The 15,413-nt window shown below is 72.4% G+C and carries 14 protein-coding genes; 8 read left to right on the forward strand and 6 right to left on the reverse strand.

The window, feature by feature from the left end; all coding sequences use genetic code 11:
• A partial coding sequence (locus tag PYR91_RS27615) for an AAA family ATPase (protein ID WP_279784359.1) occupies positions 1–653 on the forward strand: 653 nt, incomplete at its 5' end.
• Between the two features lie 382 nt (positions 654–1,035).
• Positions 1,036–1,980: a TIM barrel protein gene (locus tag PYR91_RS27620; protein ID WP_279784361.1), complete on the forward strand. Its 945-nt coding sequence runs from the start codon at positions 1,036–1,038 to the stop codon at positions 1,978–1,980.
• A gap of 863 nt (positions 1,981–2,843) precedes the next feature.
• On the opposite strand, the gene PYR91_RS27625 is transcribed toward PYR91_RS27620, so the two are convergent.
• Entirely contained in the window at positions 2,844–3,683 is an 840-nt protein-coding gene (locus tag PYR91_RS27625; RefSeq protein WP_279784449.1) for an A/G-specific adenine glycosylase, read from the reverse strand.
• A gap of 551 nt (positions 3,684–4,234) precedes the next feature.
• Between PYR91_RS27625 and PYR91_RS27630 the strand changes: the two genes are divergently transcribed.
• Positions 4,235–4,936, forward strand: coding sequence for a hypothetical protein (locus PYR91_RS27630; RefSeq protein ID WP_279784363.1), 702 nt, complete (start codon positions 4,235–4,237; stop codon positions 4,934–4,936).
• 208 nt (positions 4,937–5,144) lie between these two features.
• Here the strand turns inward: PYR91_RS27630 and disA are convergent, their stop codons facing one another.
• The 5 genes from disA to PYR91_RS27655 all read right to left on the reverse strand — a co-directional run bounded on the left by disA (position 5,145) and on the right by PYR91_RS27655 (position 9,289).
• Complete coding sequence (disA, locus tag PYR91_RS27635; protein ID WP_279784365.1) at positions 5,145–6,236, reverse strand: DNA integrity scanning diadenylate cyclase DisA; 1,092 nt, start codon at positions 6,234–6,236, stop codon at positions 5,145–5,147.
• A gap of 75 nt (positions 6,237–6,311) precedes the next feature.
• Positions 6,312–7,733, reverse strand: a complete 1,422-nt coding sequence (gene radA / locus PYR91_RS27640; RefSeq protein WP_279784366.1) for a DNA repair protein RadA — start codon at positions 7,731–7,733, stop codon at positions 6,312–6,314.
• Between the two features lie 81 nt (positions 7,734–7,814).
• The gene (gene trxA / locus PYR91_RS27645) at positions 7,815–8,129 is read right to left on the reverse strand and encodes a thioredoxin (RefSeq protein ID WP_279784368.1); all 315 of its coding nucleotides are present in this window, start codon (positions 8,127–8,129) and stop codon (positions 7,815–7,817) included.
• Positions 8,126–8,506, reverse strand: a complete 381-nt coding sequence (locus PYR91_RS27650) for a MerR family transcriptional regulator (RefSeq protein ID WP_279784370.1) — start codon at positions 8,504–8,506, stop codon at positions 8,126–8,128. Before PYR91_RS27650 ends, trxA begins: the two co-directional genes overlap by 4 nt.
• A gap of 84 nt (positions 8,507–8,590) precedes the next feature.
• Complete coding sequence (locus tag PYR91_RS27655; protein ID WP_279784372.1) at positions 8,591–9,289, reverse strand: class I SAM-dependent methyltransferase; 699 nt, start codon at positions 9,287–9,289, stop codon at positions 8,591–8,593.
• 105 nt (positions 9,290–9,394) lie between these two features.
• Here PYR91_RS27655 and PYR91_RS27660 point away from each other — a divergent pair, with 105 nt between their 5' ends.
• From PYR91_RS27660 to PYR91_RS27680, 5 genes are all read left to right on the forward strand, one after another.
• Positions 9,395–10,210: a sugar phosphate isomerase/epimerase gene (locus PYR91_RS27660; protein WP_279784373.1), complete on the forward strand. Its 816-nt coding sequence runs from the start codon at positions 9,395–9,397 to the stop codon at positions 10,208–10,210.
• A gap of 40 nt (positions 10,211–10,250) precedes the next feature.
• Positions 10,251–10,871: a TetR family transcriptional regulator gene (locus tag PYR91_RS27665; protein ID WP_279784374.1), complete on the forward strand. Its 621-nt coding sequence runs from the start codon at positions 10,251–10,253 to the stop codon at positions 10,869–10,871.
• A 201-nt stretch (positions 10,872–11,072) separates the two neighbouring features.
• Positions 11,073–13,220 (forward strand): (Fe-S)-binding protein, encoded by a 2,148-nt coding sequence (locus PYR91_RS27670; protein WP_279784375.1) that lies wholly within the window; start codon positions 11,073–11,075, stop codon positions 13,218–13,220.
• 284 nt (positions 13,221–13,504) lie between these two features.
• Positions 13,505–14,323, forward strand: a complete 819-nt coding sequence (locus PYR91_RS27675) for a hypothetical protein (RefSeq protein WP_279784377.1) — start codon at positions 13,505–13,507, stop codon at positions 14,321–14,323.
• The gene (locus PYR91_RS27680) at positions 14,320–15,396 is read left to right on the forward strand and encodes a glycosyltransferase (protein ID WP_279784378.1); all 1,077 of its coding nucleotides are present in this window, start codon (positions 14,320–14,322) and stop codon (positions 15,394–15,396) included. The genes PYR91_RS27675 and PYR91_RS27680 overlap by 4 nt, the downstream gene beginning before the upstream one ends.
• Positions 15,397–15,413: the final 17 nt, after the last annotated feature.

Below are 15,413 nucleotides of genomic sequence, written 5' to 3' on the forward strand. Positions count from 1 at the left end.
ACTCGCTGCTGCAGATCCTGGAGGACGGTCGCCTGACCGACGCCCAGGGCCGCGTGGTCGACTTCAAGAACACCGTCATCATCATGACCACCAACCTCGGCACCCGGGACATCTCCAAGGGCATCGGGGTCGGGTTCGCGAAGTCGAACGACGTCGAGGGCAACTACGACCGCATGAAGTCGAAGGTGCAGGAGGAGCTCAAGCAGCACTTCCGGCCCGAGTTCCTCAACCGCGTCGACGACACCGTGGTCTTCCACCAGCTCACGCCGGCCGAGATCATCAAGATCGTCGACCTGATGCTGGCCCAGGTGGACCAGCGCCTGAAGGACCGCGACATGGGCCTGGAGCTCACGCCGGAGGCCAAGCAGGTGCTGGCCGAGCGCGGGTACGACCCGGTGCTCGGCGCCCGCCCGCTCCGCCGCACCATCCAGCGCGAGCTGGAGGACACGCTGTCGGAGAAGATCCTCTACGGTGACCTGCGCCCCGGCCAGGTCGTCAAGGTCGCGATCGAGGGCGAGGGCGACACGGCCACGTTCACCTTCGTCGGCGAGCAGAAGGCGCAGCCGGAGATTCCGGACTCCGCGGCGGCCATCACGGAGCCCGCGAGCAGCCGCGCCGGCGCGGGCACCGCACCGGCCGACCGCCGCCCGTAGGGCGACGAAGGCCTCCGGTCACGCACGGAGATCGGCGAAAGACCCCCTGTGAGGAGACTCACGGGGGGTCTTTCTCTTTTGGTGAGATCGTTATGCGCTGATTCGCTGGACACCACCGAAGGTAGTACTACACTGCGTAGAGCGGATCGGGCCAAGTCTCGACCAGGTGGCGTGGGAGTGCACCGGTCACGGGGACGGCCGCCGAGATGCGCCGTCCGACGTAGCGGGATATGCGCTGCGGGGATGACGCGGAGGGCGGGACGCACCGGGCACACTCGGGCGGGCCGGATTCCCGGCAGGGAGGGGACCTCTGCCTCGCGCGACCCCTCGGGTCGTGCGCGGGGGAAGGTCGAACGCGTAGTACGCCTGGGAGGCACCCGATATGCGCCTGTGTCACGAGGACGGCACGCTCGTTCACCTGTCCTACAACGCGGGCGTGCATCCCGCGGAGGACCTGGAGAACCTGATCGCCCACCTGACCCGCTACGCCGTTCCCGTACGCAGGAGGCTCGGCGTCGACCGGCTCGGCATCGGCCTCTGGCTGGCGCCCGCGGTGGCCGACCACCTCATCGCCGACCGCATCGAGCTGGTCCGGCTGCGCCGGTCGCTGCTGGAGCGCGGCCTGGAGGTCTGCAGCCTCAACGGCGCGGGCGGCCGCGGCATGGGGCAGGACAGTCCGGGCCCCGACTGGGCCAAGCCCGAGCGCTACCGCTACACCATGGCGCTGGCGAAGATCCTCGCCTTCCTGCTGCCGGACGACGTCCGCTTCGGCAGCATCTCGACCATCCCCATCGGCTGGCGGCGCGACTGGCCGGCCGACCTGCACTCGATCGCCTCCCGGCGGCTCGACCGGCTCTCCCGGGAGCTGCGCGGCCTGCACAGCGCCACCGGCAAGACCATCAGGGTCGGGTTCCAGCCGTGGCCGGGCTGCGTGCTGGAGACCACCGAGCAGGCGGTGGAGCGCGTGTGCGGCATCGACTCGGAGTATCTCGGCGTCTGCCTGGACGCCTGCCACCTGACCTGCGGCGTGGAGGAGCCCGGCGCCGCCCTGGCCGGCGTCGCGGCGGCGGGCGCCTCGGTGGTCAAGCTCGGGCACGTGCACAACCACAGCGGCGAGGCGCCGGCCACCGAGTCCATCCTGGAGAACACCCTGGCGGCAATCCTGTCCGGCCCGGGCGTCGGCGGAGCCCACATCGAGGTCGAGGCCCACGGCCTGGCCCTCCCCGCCAAGGGCAAGGGCCCCGCGGCCCTGGTGGCCGCCCTCGCCGACGAGCTCGACTGGACCCGCCGCAACCTCACCGCCCTGGGCCTGAAACTCGCCGCCTGACCGAGCCCACCCTGCGCTGACCAACGCGGGGTCCTGGCCACGCCCACCGGCCCCGCGACGCGACGGCGACGGCGCCTCCCCAGCACCGGCCCGGGCGCGCGCGGAACGCCGCCCGCCCGGCCCTGAACGCCCCACCCGCCAACACGCCCCCAGCGCCTTCGCGTCATCGGCCCGGCACCCACTCGGAGTGACGCCCGCCGCCCGCCCGGCCCTTGAAAGCTCCGCTCGCCACACGCCCGCAGCACCTCCACCGCCACCCGCGCCCAACGGATCGCCTTCCCCTGAAGATCAACTAGCCGCCGCCCCGCGGAGATCGACCGGTCGCCGTCGAAGTGGTGCCTTCGGCGCATCCTTCTCAGGGCGACCCTCACCCATCCCGCACCCCCCGGTCCCGCTGGCAACCTCGCTCAGCCGCCGAAAAGACCCGACGTGGAGCAGGGCAGGGGACAACCAGGGGGCGGTCGCCCGCGCGACGCCAGGAGCGTGCTCGGCGAGGGTCGCCTTGAGCGGGCGTGCCGAAGGCGCCATTTCCGGGGCGCCGGTGCCCGGGGGGTCGCCCCAAGAGGCGAGGACGCCACAGGGCCGATCACCGGTCTTGCCCTACCGGTGTCACTGACGCGCCGGACGTGGGCGCCTCTCGTCCACACAGGAGGTGCTCGTCCCGTGTGGAGGGGAGGCCGCCCGGTTTCCGGGGGCGGCGGTGCTCGGGTGGTCGCCGAACGGGCGAGGACGCCACAAGGCCGATCACCGATCTGCCGTACGGCTCGACACCCGCGCGCCGGGGTGTGGGACCTGACTCCCGCACGGGTGCCCGCGTCTCGTGCGGGAATGCGGTGAATGCGGTGAATGCGGTGAACGGGGGCTCAGGTAGGGAGGCGGTAGGTGCCGTCGGGGAGGGGTTCGGCAAGGCCGTCGGTGATGAGGCCGTCGAGTGCGCGTTCGCGTTGCTGGTCGTCGGACCACACGACGTCGAGGGCGGCCTTGGGGACGGGGCCGTGGGCGTCCCTGAGGATCGCCAGCAGGCGCCCCCGGCACTGGCGGTCGGTGCCCGCGTACGTCTGCCCACGGCGTTCTGGGCCGTCGTAGGCGGGGCGACCGGCCAGGCGCCACGCGCACGCGTCGGCGACGGGGCAGTCGGCGCAGCGGGGGGCGCGGGCCGTGCAGACCAGCGCGCCGAGCTCCATGACCGCGACCGCCCAGCGCGGGGCGTCCACGGCGGGGATCAGGGACTCGGCCAGCCGTCGCTCCGTGGACGTGGTGGCCTTGGGCGGGTACTCCTCGGCCCGTACGGCACGCGCGAGCACCCGCCGCACGTTGGTGTCCAGCACGGCGTGGCTGTGGCCGTAGGCGAAGCTGGCGACCGCGGCGGCGGTGTAGTCGCCGATGCCCGGCAGGCCGCGCAGCTCGTCGTAGGACGAGGGGACGCGCCCGCCGTGCTCGGCGGTGATCGCGCGGGCGCACGCGTGCAGGTTGAGCGCCCGCCGCGGGTACCCGAGCCGCCCCCAGTGGCGCACGGCCTCTCCCGGCGCCTCGGCGGCGAGCGCGGCCGGGGTGGGCCAGCGCTCCATCCATTCGGCCCAGACCGGCAGCACCCGGATCACCGGGGTCTGCTGGAGCATGATCTCGCTGACCAGGATGCCCCAGGGACCGGCGTCGCTCCGCCGCCAGGGAAGGTCGCGGGCGTTCTCGGCGTACCAGTCCATGATCGGCGCATGCAGTCCCGTTCCCACCCCCCGAGCCTAGTGCCGCACCACGAACCCCTCCCCGCGTTCACCGCCGAACAACACCGCCCCTTTCCACCCGCGCTCCGTACCGGCCACCCCCTCCAGAGCGGCCAAGTCGTACCACGAGGCCCTCCCCGCGTTCGCCGCCGCGCGCCCCGTCCGCTTCGCCCCAAGGCCCCGTACCGGCCGCCCACTTCAGGGCGGGCCGGAGCCGTACCCATGAAGCACTCCTCTGCTGGTGAACGACAGCGCTGTCTCATTCCATTGCCCCACACCGTCCGTCCACCCCGTGCCGGGTCGGGCCGTACTGCGGAACCCTCCCGGCTTCGCTTGGCGAACGGCGGCGTCCGCTCCGCGCCCGCCCGGTCTGGGGGCAGGTCGCGCCGCTTCGCCCCGGCTTGGAGGACACGGGTCGTCCGGTGGTGGGGGTGGGGGATGTATGGGGATCTGTCTGGTCTGGGGGCGGCGGGGGGTGTCGGAATCGGCGGGTCGACACCTCTCCGGGGGGCACGACTCTCCATACTATGAGTATGGATCCGGACACGTTCCGTGGTGACGTGGGTGTCGAGGGGCCGGAGGTCTACTGGCGCCGCAGGGTCGCGGTGCTGACCGGCGCGCTCGTGGTGGTCGCCGTCGTGGCGTGGGCCTGCACCAGCGCCACCGGCGGGTCGGGCGACAAGCCGCCCGGCCGATCGGGGAAGGACCCCGCCGTGCGGCCGGGTGCCGCGCCGCCGCAGGCCTCCGCGAGCGCCGCCCCGTCCCCGGCTTCCCCGCGGCCCGAGGCCGGACGCGGCGCCGGCCCGAAGCCGTCACCGTCGTCGCCCGGCCGTCCCCGGCGCCCCGGCGACCCGTGCCGGCGGCCCGACCTCGTGGTCAGCCTCCAGGGCGAGGCACGGGTGTACGCCGGGAAGCGGACGCCGCGGTTCCTGCTCACCGTCGTCAACACCGGCCGGCTGCCCTGCACCGTGGACCTCGGGCCGACGGCGGTGGAGACGCGCATCACCTCCGGCGCCGACCGCGTGTGGTCGACCGCCGACTGCCTGAGCGGCGAGCGCGAGGAGATCAAACGGCTGCGGCGCGGTGTGCCGCACGTGAGCACCGTCGCCTGGGACCGCCGCCGCTCGGCGCCGCACTGCGGTGCCCCGCGCACGAAGGCCCGCAAGGGCACCTACGTCGCCATGGCGCGCCTGGGCGCCGCGAAGAGCCACAAGGTGGTCTTCCACCTGCACTGACCCTTCCGGCCGGTCAGACGCCCCAGGAGGGAGGCTTCGGCCCGGCGGGGACGGGCTCTCGCGGGCGTCGTCGGGGGGCCTCGCCGGCTGGTCGGGCCGGGTCGCTCCGGCGGTCAGACGTAGCGCTGCGGGGTGGAGACTTCGGCCTGGTGGGACGGGCCTCGTCGGGGTGTCGCGGGGCATGGTCGGGGTTGTGTCGCTCCGGGGGTTAGACGTAGCGCTCCAGGATGGAGGCCTCGGCCAGGCGGGACAGGCCCTCGCGGACGCTGCGGGCGCGGGACTCGCCTACGCCGCCCACCGACTGGAGGTCGTCGGTGCTGGCGGCCAGGAGCTTCTGCAGGCTGCCGAAGTGGTCGACCAGGCGGTCGACCACGCTGGCGGGGAGGCGCGGGACCTTCGCCAGCAGGCGGAACCCCTTGGGGCTGACCGGGCCGTCGAGGGCGTCGGAGCCGGCGTGGCCGAGGACGTCGGCGACGGCCGGGAGGTCGAGGAGATCGGCCGGGGACAGCCGGTCGAGCGCCGCGAGCGACTCGGCCACCCGGCGCGGGCGGCGCTCGGTGGCGCCGGTGGGGAGGTAGTCGCGGATGATGAGGTCGCGGTCCTCCTCGACCCCGGCGACGAGCTCGGCGAGCTGCAGCGACAGCAGGCGCCCGTCGGTGCCCAGCTCGACGACGTACCCCTCGATCTCGCCCGCGATGCGCCGCACCATCTCGAGCCGCTGCACCACCACGGCGACGTCGCGGGCGGTCACCAGGTCTTCGATCTCCAGCGCCGACAGCGTGCCCGACACCTCGTCGAGCCGCAGCTTGTAGCGTTCGAGCGTGGCGAGCGCCTGGTTGGCCTTGGAGAGGATCACCGCGGACTCCTCCAGGACGTACCGGACGCCGTCGAGGTAGAGCGCGATGATGCGCATCGACTTGCTGATCGAGATCACCGGGAAGCCGGTCTGCCGGGCCACCCGCTGGGCGGTGCGGTGGCGCGTGCCGGACTCGTTGGTGGGGATCGTGGAGTCGGGGACGAGATGGACGGCCGCCCGCACGATCTTGTTGGCGGCGCGGTCGAGCACGATCGCGCCGTCCATCTTGGCCAGCTCACGCAGGCGCGTCGCGGAGAACTCGACGTCGAGCGTGAACCCGCCGGTGCAGACGCCCTCGACCGTGGCGTCCGAGCCGAGCACGATGAGACCCCCGGTGTGCCCGCGTAGGATGCGCTCAAGGCCGTCGCGCAGATCGGTGCCCGGAGCGAGCTTCGCAAGGATGGAACGTCTGCGCTCGTCGATCCCCTTGTCGTTGTTTGCCACATGGCCCCCGCTGGTCGCTGACGCCCCCCAGTTTACCGGCGCGGGCGCGCCGTGGGCCTGTGTCGGGCGCGCCGATCAGGTGACATGCGTGAGCGCGTCCCACACGTTCTCGGCTTCTGTGACCTCGAAGCCGGGGGAGAAACCCGTCGTGCGGATCGACGGCCTGTCGACCGGGACCGGGCGCAGAGCGTCCTTGGCGGGGTCCGCGGCGTTCTGCTCCAGCGATCCGGTGGGCACCAGGGCGTGGGTGAACCCCAGGCGCGCCGCCTCGGCCACACGCCGCCGGACGTCGCGCACCGGGCGCAGCTCGCCGGCCAGGCCCACCTCGCCCAGCACGATCAGCCCGGAGGGCAGGGGACGGTCGCCGGCCGCGCTGGCCACCGCCAGCATGACGGCGAGATCGACCGCGGGGTCGTTGAGCCGGATGCCGCCCACGGTGGCGGTGAAGACGTCGCAGCCGCTCAGCCGGGCGTTCAGGCGGCGTTCGAGCACCGCGAGGATCATCGTCACGCGGAAGGGGTCGAGGCCGGAGGACGAGCGGCGCGGCTGCTGGGCGTCGGTGGGCCCCACCAGGGCCTGCACCTCGGCCGGCAGCGGGCGGGTGCCCTCGACGGTGACCGTGACGCACGTGCCGGGAACGGGCTCGGAGCGGCGGGAGACGAACAGGCCGCTGGGATCGGGCAGGCCCTGGATGCCGCGCTCGTTGAGGTCGAAGCAGCCGACCTCCTCGGTGGGGCCGAAGCGGTTCTTGATGCACCTGACCATGCGCAGCCGCGAGTTGCGGTCGCCCTCGAAGTGCAGCACGACGTCGACGAGGTGCTCCAGCGTGCGCGGGCCGGCGATCGAGCCGTCCTTGGTGACGTGGCCGACCAGCACGGTCGCCATGCCGCGCTCCTTGGCCAGGCGCACGAGGTTGCCGGTGACCTCGCGCACCTGGGTCACCCCGCCGGGAACGCCCGTGGCCGCGGCGGAGCCGATGGTCTGCACGGAGTCGACGATGAGCAGCCGCGGCTGGACCTTCTCGACGTGGCTGACCAGCGCCGCCATCTCGGTCTCCGCGGCGAGGTAGAGCTCGTCCTGGATGGCGCCGATGCGGTCGGCGCGCATGCGCACCTGGGCGGTGGACTCCTCGCCGGTGACGTAGAGCACGGTCTCGTGGCGCGCGATGCTGGCGGCGGCCTCCAGCAGCAGCGTGGACTTGCCGATGCCGGGCTCGCCGGCCAGCAGCACGACGGCCCCGGGCACCAGCCCGCCGCCGAGCACGCGGTCGAGCTCGCCTATGCCGGTGGTGCGCGCGCGGGCGAACTCGGCCTTGACCTGGCCGATCGGCAGCGCCGGAGCCGTCACCGCGCCGCCCTGGACGACGTGCACGCCCGAGCGGGCGCCCTCCTCGTCGACGGTGCCCCACGCCTGGCACTCGCCGCAGCGGCCCACCCACTTGGTGGCCCGCCACCCGCACTCGGCGCACCGGTAGCCGGGCTTCTGCGTCTTGGTCATGCGGGCACGCTATCCGCCTTCCCCGACAAACGGCGCCGCCCCGCTCCCCGGGGTCGCGGACGGCCCGGCGGGCCCGGCGGGCTAGAAGCCGCCTTCGAGCTCGGCGAGCAGGAGGCGCTTGGGCTTGGCGCCGATGATCTGCCGGGTCATCTCGCCGTTCTGGTACAGGGCCAGGGTGGGGAAGCCGAGCACGCCGTACCTCGCGGCGATCTCGGGGTGGTCCTCGGCGTTCAGCTTGGCCACGGTCAGGCGGTCGCGGTACTCGTCGGCGATCTCCTGGAGGATGGGGGCGACCATGCGGCAGGGCGGGCACCATTCGGTCCAGAAGTCCACCAGGACGGGCTTGCTGCTTCGCAGCACCTGTTCGGTGAAGTTCTCACCGGTCAGCGTGATCATGTGATTTCCCCTCTTGTGAGCGCGCATCCCGGGCACGCGCCGGCGAGCTGCGCCGCCACCTCGGCCCGGCGCAGGAGCAGGGTGCGGATCCCGTCGTCGATCTCGGCCAGCTTGCGCCGGTAGACCTCGACCGACTCCGGGCAGGCGTTCCCGGCGTGGTTGCCCGCGCGCAGGCAGTCGACGAACGGCCGGGCGTCCTCCAGGGTGAAGCCCACGGTGAGCAGGGAGCGGATCTCGGCGACGAGCTTCACGTCGAACTCGTCGTACTCCCGGTAGCCGTTGGACGTCCTGCGCGAGGCGAGCAGCCCCTGCTGCTCGTAGTAGCGCAGCGCCCGGGTGCTCACCCCGGCCCGCCTGGCCAGCTCTCCGATCCGCATCGGTCCTCCCCTGATCCGCGCTCACGCTAACCCTTGACGTCAACGTCAAGGTCAAGCCGTCGCGTCCCGCGGGGGGAGTGAACCTCAGAAGTGGCGCCAGCGCAGGACGTTGGGGTACTCGACCTCCAGCCCGGGGGTCCGCGCGATGGCCTCCTCGGCCACGGCGGGGGTGAACTCGATGCGCAGCACGGCCTCCAGGTCGGCCCGGGAGGAGAACGTCATCCGCAGGTCGAGCTCGCGACGCTGCCACCCCTGCCGCGACCAGAACGCCTCGACGTCGCCGGCGCGGTAGCTGGGCACGGTCCGCGAGAACCAGTCGCCGAACGCGCCCCGGCTCGCGTCGAGGTCGACGACGAAGGCCGCGCCGCCGCGCCGGACCACCCGGGACAGCTCGCGCAACCCCGGCTCGCAGCCGGGGCCGAAGAAGTAGGCCCAGCGCGCCACCGCGACGTCAACGGAGGCGTCCGCCAGCGGGAGCGCCTGGGCGGTGGCCGTGCGGACCGAGACGCCTGCCAGCCCCCGGCAGCGCTCGGCGGCGAGCGCCGCCAGCCCCGAGTGCGGCTCGACGCCGACGACCGTGCTCGCCGTGGCGGCGTACGCGGGCAGGTGGTAGCCGGTGCCGCAGCCGATGTCCAGCACGACGGCGCCCGTCCAGGGCCGGATCGCGGCCATCGCCGCGTCCACGACGCCGTCGGGGTCGACGGCCCGGTTCTCCAGCTCGTAGACCGCCGGGGTGTTCCAGATGTTCGGGCTGGGGATGGCCCCGTTCACGATCCGCGCCATGCCCACACGCTAGCGGCGGCGGGGGAGGACGCGTGGGCCGCCTATCTTGGCGGCATCCGGGTTGCGGAGCGCCACCTGGCCACGCCCCGGCTTAGGCTGGCAGTTGTGACCGACGTCATCCGAGTGCCGAGCGCCAAGATCGCCTTGTCCACCGCGTCGGTGTATCCGGAGCGCACCCCGGACGCCTTCGAGCTGGCGGCGCGCCTTGGCTACGACGGCGTCGAGGTCATGGTGGGCGCCGACCCGGTGAGCCAGGACATCGACGTGCTGGAGCGGCTCTCCGACCACTACCAGATCCCTGTGCTGGCGGTGCACGCCCCGTGCCTGCTGGTGACCCAGCGGGTGTGGGGCCGCGACCCGTGGGCCAAGCTCGTGCGGGCGCAGAAGGCCGCCGAGCGGCTGGGCGCGCGCACCGTCGTGGTGCACCCGCCGTTCCGCTGGCAGCGCGACTACGCCCGCGACTTCGAGGTCGGCCTCGCCCGCATGCGCGAGGAGACCGACGTCGTGTTCGCGGTGGAGAACATGTTCCCGCTGCGCGCCCGCGGCACCGAGGTGGTCCCCTACTCCCCGGGGTGGGATCCCGTCGACCAGGACTACCCGCAGGTGACCCTCGACCTGTCGCACACGGCCGTCTCGGGCTCCGACGCCCTGGAGATGGCCGAGAAGCTGGGCGACCGGCTGGCCCACCTGCACCTCGCCGACGGCGTCGGCACCACCAACAAGGACGAGCATTTGGTGCCCGGCCGGGGAAGCCAGCCGTGCGCCCGCATCCTGGAGCGGCTCGCCACCGCCGGGTACGGCGGCCTCATCGTGCTGGAGATCAACACGCGCAAGGCCACCGGGCGCAGCGAGCGCATCGACGACCTCGCCGAGGGGCTGGCCTTCGCCAGGCTGCACTTCGCCGCCTCCTCCACGACGTGATCTACTCCGACGGTGCGGCTGGTACGGGCGGGGGCGGCCGATGACTGAGCGGGAAGGCGCGGAGACCGCGCGGGTGTCGACGCGCGGGCGTCGTCCCGGGCGCCGGCCGGGGGCGGCCGACACGCGCGGCGAGATCGTCACCGCCGCCCGCAGGATCTTCGCCGACAAGGGCTTCGACAAGGCGACGATCCGCGGCATCGCCCGCGAGGCGGGGGTCGATCCCGCGCTGGTGCACCACTACTTCGACACCAAGGAGGGCATCTTCGTCGCCGCGCTGCGGTTGCCGCTCGATCCCGCCAAGGCGCTCCCCCTCGTCCTGCAGGGGCCGCGCGAGGAGATCGGCGAGCGCGTGGTCAGGTTCGTGCTGACGATGACCGCCGATCCGCTGGCCCGCGAGCCGGTGCTGGCCCTGGTGCGCAGCGCCACGACCAACGAGAAGATCGTGGCGATGATGCGCGAGTTCCTGACCCAGGCCGTGGTGACCCGGGTGGCGCAGGGCCTCGACATCCCCCCGATCCGCATGGAGGTGGCCTTCGCGCAGATGTTCGGCGTGGTCCTCCTGCGGTACGTGCTGGCCGTGGAGCCGCTGGCGTCGGTCGGCATCGACGAGCTGGTGGAGCTGCTGGCGCCGACGGTCCAGCGGTATCTGGGCGAGGCCTGAGCGGGCCCTCGGACGCCGTTTCGGACCACTTGATCAGCCTGCGAGCTTTTGCCAGAGCATTGTTCTAGTATCGACCCGACAAGGGGACCACCCCTGTCCGGTCATAAGTTACTGACGGGTATCATTCGGAGTGGTCTCGCTGTCAAGGTGGATGACCGTCGTGTCTACGCTGGGCAGCCAACGCCGTACTTTGGAGGACTCGTGCTCCTTGTCGCGATCATCGGGCTCGTGATGACCGCTGTGGCCGTCGCGCTCGCCGGTCGCCGCGCGAAGTGGCTCTACAGCCTCGCGACGAGCGGCCAGCCCGCCCCCGAGCGGGCGCAGTACGCCAAGGAGAACATCGGCGCGGAGCTGAAGGCGCAGCTAGTCGAGGTGTTCGCCCAGAAGAAGCTGCTGAAGTGGACCCCCTCGGGCGTGGCGCACTTCCTGGTCTTCTGGGCGTTCGTGATCCTCGCGAGCGTCTACCTGGAGGCGTACGGCGCGCTGATCCAGGGCGCGGTCACCGGCACGCCCGACTTCCACATCCCGCTGATCGGCACCTGGCCGGTCCTCGGGTTCCTCCAGGACCTCATCGCGGTGGCCTGCCTGGGCGGCCTGGCGGCCTTCGCGGCCATCCGCGTCGCGAACTCGCCCAAGAAGCTGGGACGCCGGTCGCGCTTCGCCGGCTCCCACCTCGGCGGCGCGTGGCTGATCCTCTTCATGATCTTCAACGTGATCTGGTCGCTGTTCCTCTTCCGCGGCGCCGCGATCAACACCGGGAACTTCCCGTACGCCTCCGGGGCCTTCGGCTCCGAGGCGGTCGCCGCGCTGCTGCGCAACCTCGGCTCCTCGGCCAACCACGCGCTGGAGCCGATCGGCCTGCTGCTGCACATCGGCGTCATGCTGGTGTTCCTCGTGATCGTGGTGAACAGCAAGCACCTGCACATCTTCACCGCGCCGCTGAACGTGCTGTTCTCCCGCCGTCCCGACGGCATGGGCGCGGTGCCTGAGATGCGCAGCAACGGCAAGGTGCTCGACTTCGAGGAGGCCGACCCCGACACCGACGTCTTCGGCCGGGGCAAGATCGAGGACACCACGTGGAAGGGCTTCCTCGACTTCTACACCTGCACCGAGTGCGGCAGGTGCCAGTCGCAGTGCCCGGCGTGGAACACCGACAAGCCGCTGTCGCCGAAGATGCTCATCCTCGACCAGCGCGACCACGCCTTCGCCATCGCCCCCTACCTGATGGCGAGCGAGGAGGAGCGGGCCAAGCTGCCGGAGGACGTGCTGGCGCTGGCGGGCAAGCCCCTGGTCGGCGTGGACGGCGTCATCCACCCCGACGTGCTGTGGTCGTGCACCAACTGCGGAGCGTGCGTCGAGCAGTGCCCGGTCGACATCGAGCACATCGACCACATCATCGACATGCGGCGCTACCAGGTCATGATCGAGTCGAGCTTCCCCTCCGAGGCCGGCGTCATGCTCAAGAACCTGGAGAACAAGGGCAACCCGTGGGGGATGTCCGAGATGAAGCGCGCCGAGTGGATCGAGGAGCTCGCCTCCCGCGAGGTCGACCCCATCGAGGTCCAGGTCATCGAGGACAAGGTGCCCGACGACCTGGAGTACCTCTTCTGGGTCGGCTGCGCGGGCGCCCTGGAGGACAGGGCCAAGAAGACCACCAAGGCCGTCGCCGAGCTGCTGGACGTCGCCGGCGTGAAGTTCGGCGTGCTCGGCCCGATGGAGGCCTGCTCCGGCGACCCGGCGCGACGGCTGGGCATGGAGTTCCTGTTCAACATGCTGGCCCAGCAGAACATCGAGACGCTGAACGAGGCCGGCGTCAAGAAGATCGTCGCCACCTGCCCGCACTGCTTCAACACTTTGGCGAACGAGTACCCGCAGCTCGGCGGCACCTACGAGGTGGTGCACCACACCCAGCTCCTGGCCAAGCTGGTGGAGGAGGGCAGGCTCACGCCGGTCACGCCGATCGAGCAGAGGATCACCTACCACGACCCGTGCTTCCTCGGGCGCCACAACAAGGTGTACTCCCAGCCGCGCGACATCATGGCCAAGGTGCCCGGCGTCCAGACCCAGGAGATGCACCGCTGCAAGGACCGCGGCTTCTGCTGCGGGGCGGGCGGCGCGCGCATGTGGATGGAGGAGCGCATCGGCAAGCGCATCAACACCGAGCGGGTGGACGAGGCGCTGACCACCGATCCGGACACCGTGTCGACGGCCTGCCCGTTCTGCCTCGTCATGCTGGGCGACGCGATCAACGAGAAGAAGAACAGCGGCGCGGCCAAGGAGTCGCTGGAGGTCGTGGACGTGGCCCAGCTCCTGGTGACCTCGGTGAAGGGCCGCCCGGTCAAGGCCTGAGGCCGCGACCACGGCCCTCGGGCCAGCTGGTCAAGGCCGCTGGCCCGGCCGGTCAAGGCGCGCGGGGCGGCCGGCCACGGTCGTGGGGCCGGACGATCATGGTTGTGGTGCCGTCCCGTCAAGGCCGCGCGGCCGGCCCGTCATGGCCTGGGCGGGGGTCCGTCGAGCCGCCGTCACCACCTCCGCTACCCTCGGCGAGCGGTCACCGGAAGAACGTTCTCCACATAACGTCCATATCACGGTAACCTCAACGTTGCGGCTCGATCGACGGGGAGGAGGCGCCGGTGCGCGTTGTCGTTACCGATGCCGAGGTCACGTTGGCGGACGTCCTCTCCCTGCGTCTTTCCGTGCAGGAGCCCCTGGCCGAAGGGACGAGCCTCGTCCTCCGGCAGCGCGGCACGGGCACCGAGAGCAAGGTGGTGCTCGGCCCGTCGGGCGAGGCCGCGCGTGACGTCTCGGTGGCGGTCTCGCTGGCGCCCCTGGGCCTGAGCCCGGGCCGCTGGGACGCCTACCTCGAACAGGGCGGGCCCGGGCGCAAGGGTTCGAACGGGCGCACCCGGGTGCAGTCCGTCGACCCCGGCTTCTCCCTCGACCGGCTGGACGCCTACGCGCTGAGCCGCCGCACGCTCGCCTACCGGGCCTACCGCACGCTCAACGGCCACCTCGCGGTCAAGATCAGCGCCGCCGAGCCGGTGGCCGACGTCCGCGCCGTCTGGTTCCGCGAGGGGCGCTTCGAGGTGACCGGCCTGCTCGCCTACACCGGCTTCGACGACGACGACGCCCACCACACGGCCCGGCTGGCGCTGCGCCGCGCCTCCGAGCCCGGCACCGCCGTGACCGCGGCCGCCACCGTCAAGGGCGTGCGGTTCCACGCCGCGCTCTCGCTGTGCGACGTGATCGCCGCGGCGCCCGGCTACGAGGGCTCGTGGCGGCCGTCGCTGGAGGTCGAGGGGCTGGACGCGCCGCTGGCGCTCGGCGGGCGCATCGACGACGTCGACGGCAAGCGGCGCCGGGTGCACTACCCCGACACCGAGGTGGACGGCGTCCCGGTGCGCCCCTCCTACACCGCCGACGACGAGCTCCGCCTGGAGGTCGGGGGATGAGGCTCGTCTTCCTGGTCCCCTCCGCGTACGGAATGCGCGGCGACACCCGGGCCGTGCTCAACCTCGCCACCGAGCTGGCGTCCAGGCACGAGGTCGAGATCGTCAGCGTCCGCAGGGTGCGCGAGGCGCCGTTCTTCCCCGTGGACCCGGCGATCTCACTGCGCTGGCTCGTCGACGCGCGCCCCGGGGTGCGCCACCTGCTGCCCCCGGGCCAGATGCGCACGGAGATGGCACTGTGGCGCACGCTGCGGAGCATGCGCTGCGACGTGCTGGTCACCACCAGGCCGGGCCTCAGTGTGCAGGCGGTTCGGCACGTTCCACGCGACACCGTGCGCATCGCGCGCGAGTGGAGCCGCCCGGCGGTCCCGGGGCCGGTCCGCCGGTTCTACCCCAAGCTGGACGCCGTCGTCGCGTCCACCGAGACGGCGGGCGAGGAGTACACCCGGTTCCTGGACGGCGGCGGCCCGCCGGTCCACGTCATACCGGACGCGCTCGCGCCCGAGCCGTGGCCGCGCTCCCGCATGGACAACCGCGTCGTGTCGGCCGGCGGGCGCTGGCTGCCGGGCAAGGCGTTCGACGTGCTCATCCAGGCGTTCGCCGTCGTGGCGGACAAACGTCCCGACTGGCGGCTGCGCCTGTACGGCGGCGGGCCCGAGGAGAAGCGGCTGCGGGCGCTGGTCGGACGGCTCAGCCTGCACAACAACGTGTACTTCATGGGCACCACGCCCGACCTGCCGGGCGAGTTCGCCAAGGCGTCCATCGTCGCCGTCACCTCCCACGCCGAGACGCCGGGCATGACGGTGATCGAGGCGCTGGGGTGCGGGGTGCCGGTGGTCGGCTTCGAGGGGTCGCGTGGTCCGGGGGAGTACGTGACCGCCGGGCGCGACAGCGTGCTGGTCCCCCGGGGCGAGGGCGAGGTGGAGGCGTTCGCCGCGGCGCTGCTCGCGCTGATCGACGACGAGCGCCGCCGCGTGGTGCTGGGCGCGGGGGCCCGGGAGTCGGCCGCGGGGCACGCGGCCCCCGCCGTCGCCGGCCGCTGGGAGGAGCTCGTGGCCGCTCTTCGCCCCCGGTGAGATACCCCGACGAGGTA

Source organism: Sphaerisporangium sp. TRM90804 (assembly GCF_029846175.1).
Lineage (GTDB): Bacteria > Actinomycetota > Actinomycetes > Streptosporangiales > Streptosporangiaceae > Sphaerisporangium.

Coding starts and splice junctions, on each gene's coding strand:
- PYR91_RS27620 (WP_279784361.1), top strand. CDS start 1,036: ATGCGCCTGTGTCACGAGGACGGCACGCTCGTTCACCTGTCCTACAAC.
- PYR91_RS27625 (WP_279784449.1), bottom strand. CDS start 3,683: ATGGACTGGTACGCCGAGAACGCCCGCGACCTTCCCTGGCGGCGGAGC.
- PYR91_RS27630 (WP_279784363.1), top strand. CDS start 4,235: ATGGATCCGGACACGTTCCGTGGTGACGTGGGTGTCGAGGGGCCGGAG.
- radA (WP_279784366.1), bottom strand. CDS start 7,733: ATGACCAAGACGCAGAAGCCCGGCTACCGGTGCGCCGAGTGCGGGTGG.
- trxA (WP_279784368.1), bottom strand. CDS start 8,129: ATGATCACGCTGACCGGTGAGAACTTCACCGAACAGGTGCTGCGAAGC.
- PYR91_RS27650 (WP_279784370.1), bottom strand. CDS start 8,506: ATGCGGATCGGAGAGCTGGCCAGGCGGGCCGGGGTGAGCACCCGGGCG.
- PYR91_RS27655 (WP_279784372.1), bottom strand. CDS start 9,289: ATGGCGCGGATCGTGAACGGGGCCATCCCCAGCCCGAACATCTGGAAC.
- PYR91_RS27665 (WP_279784374.1), top strand. CDS start 10,251: ATGACTGAGCGGGAAGGCGCGGAGACCGCGCGGGTGTCGACGCGCGGG.
- PYR91_RS27680 (WP_279784378.1), top strand. CDS start 14,320: ATGAGGCTCGTCTTCCTGGTCCCCTCCGCGTACGGAATGCGCGGCGAC.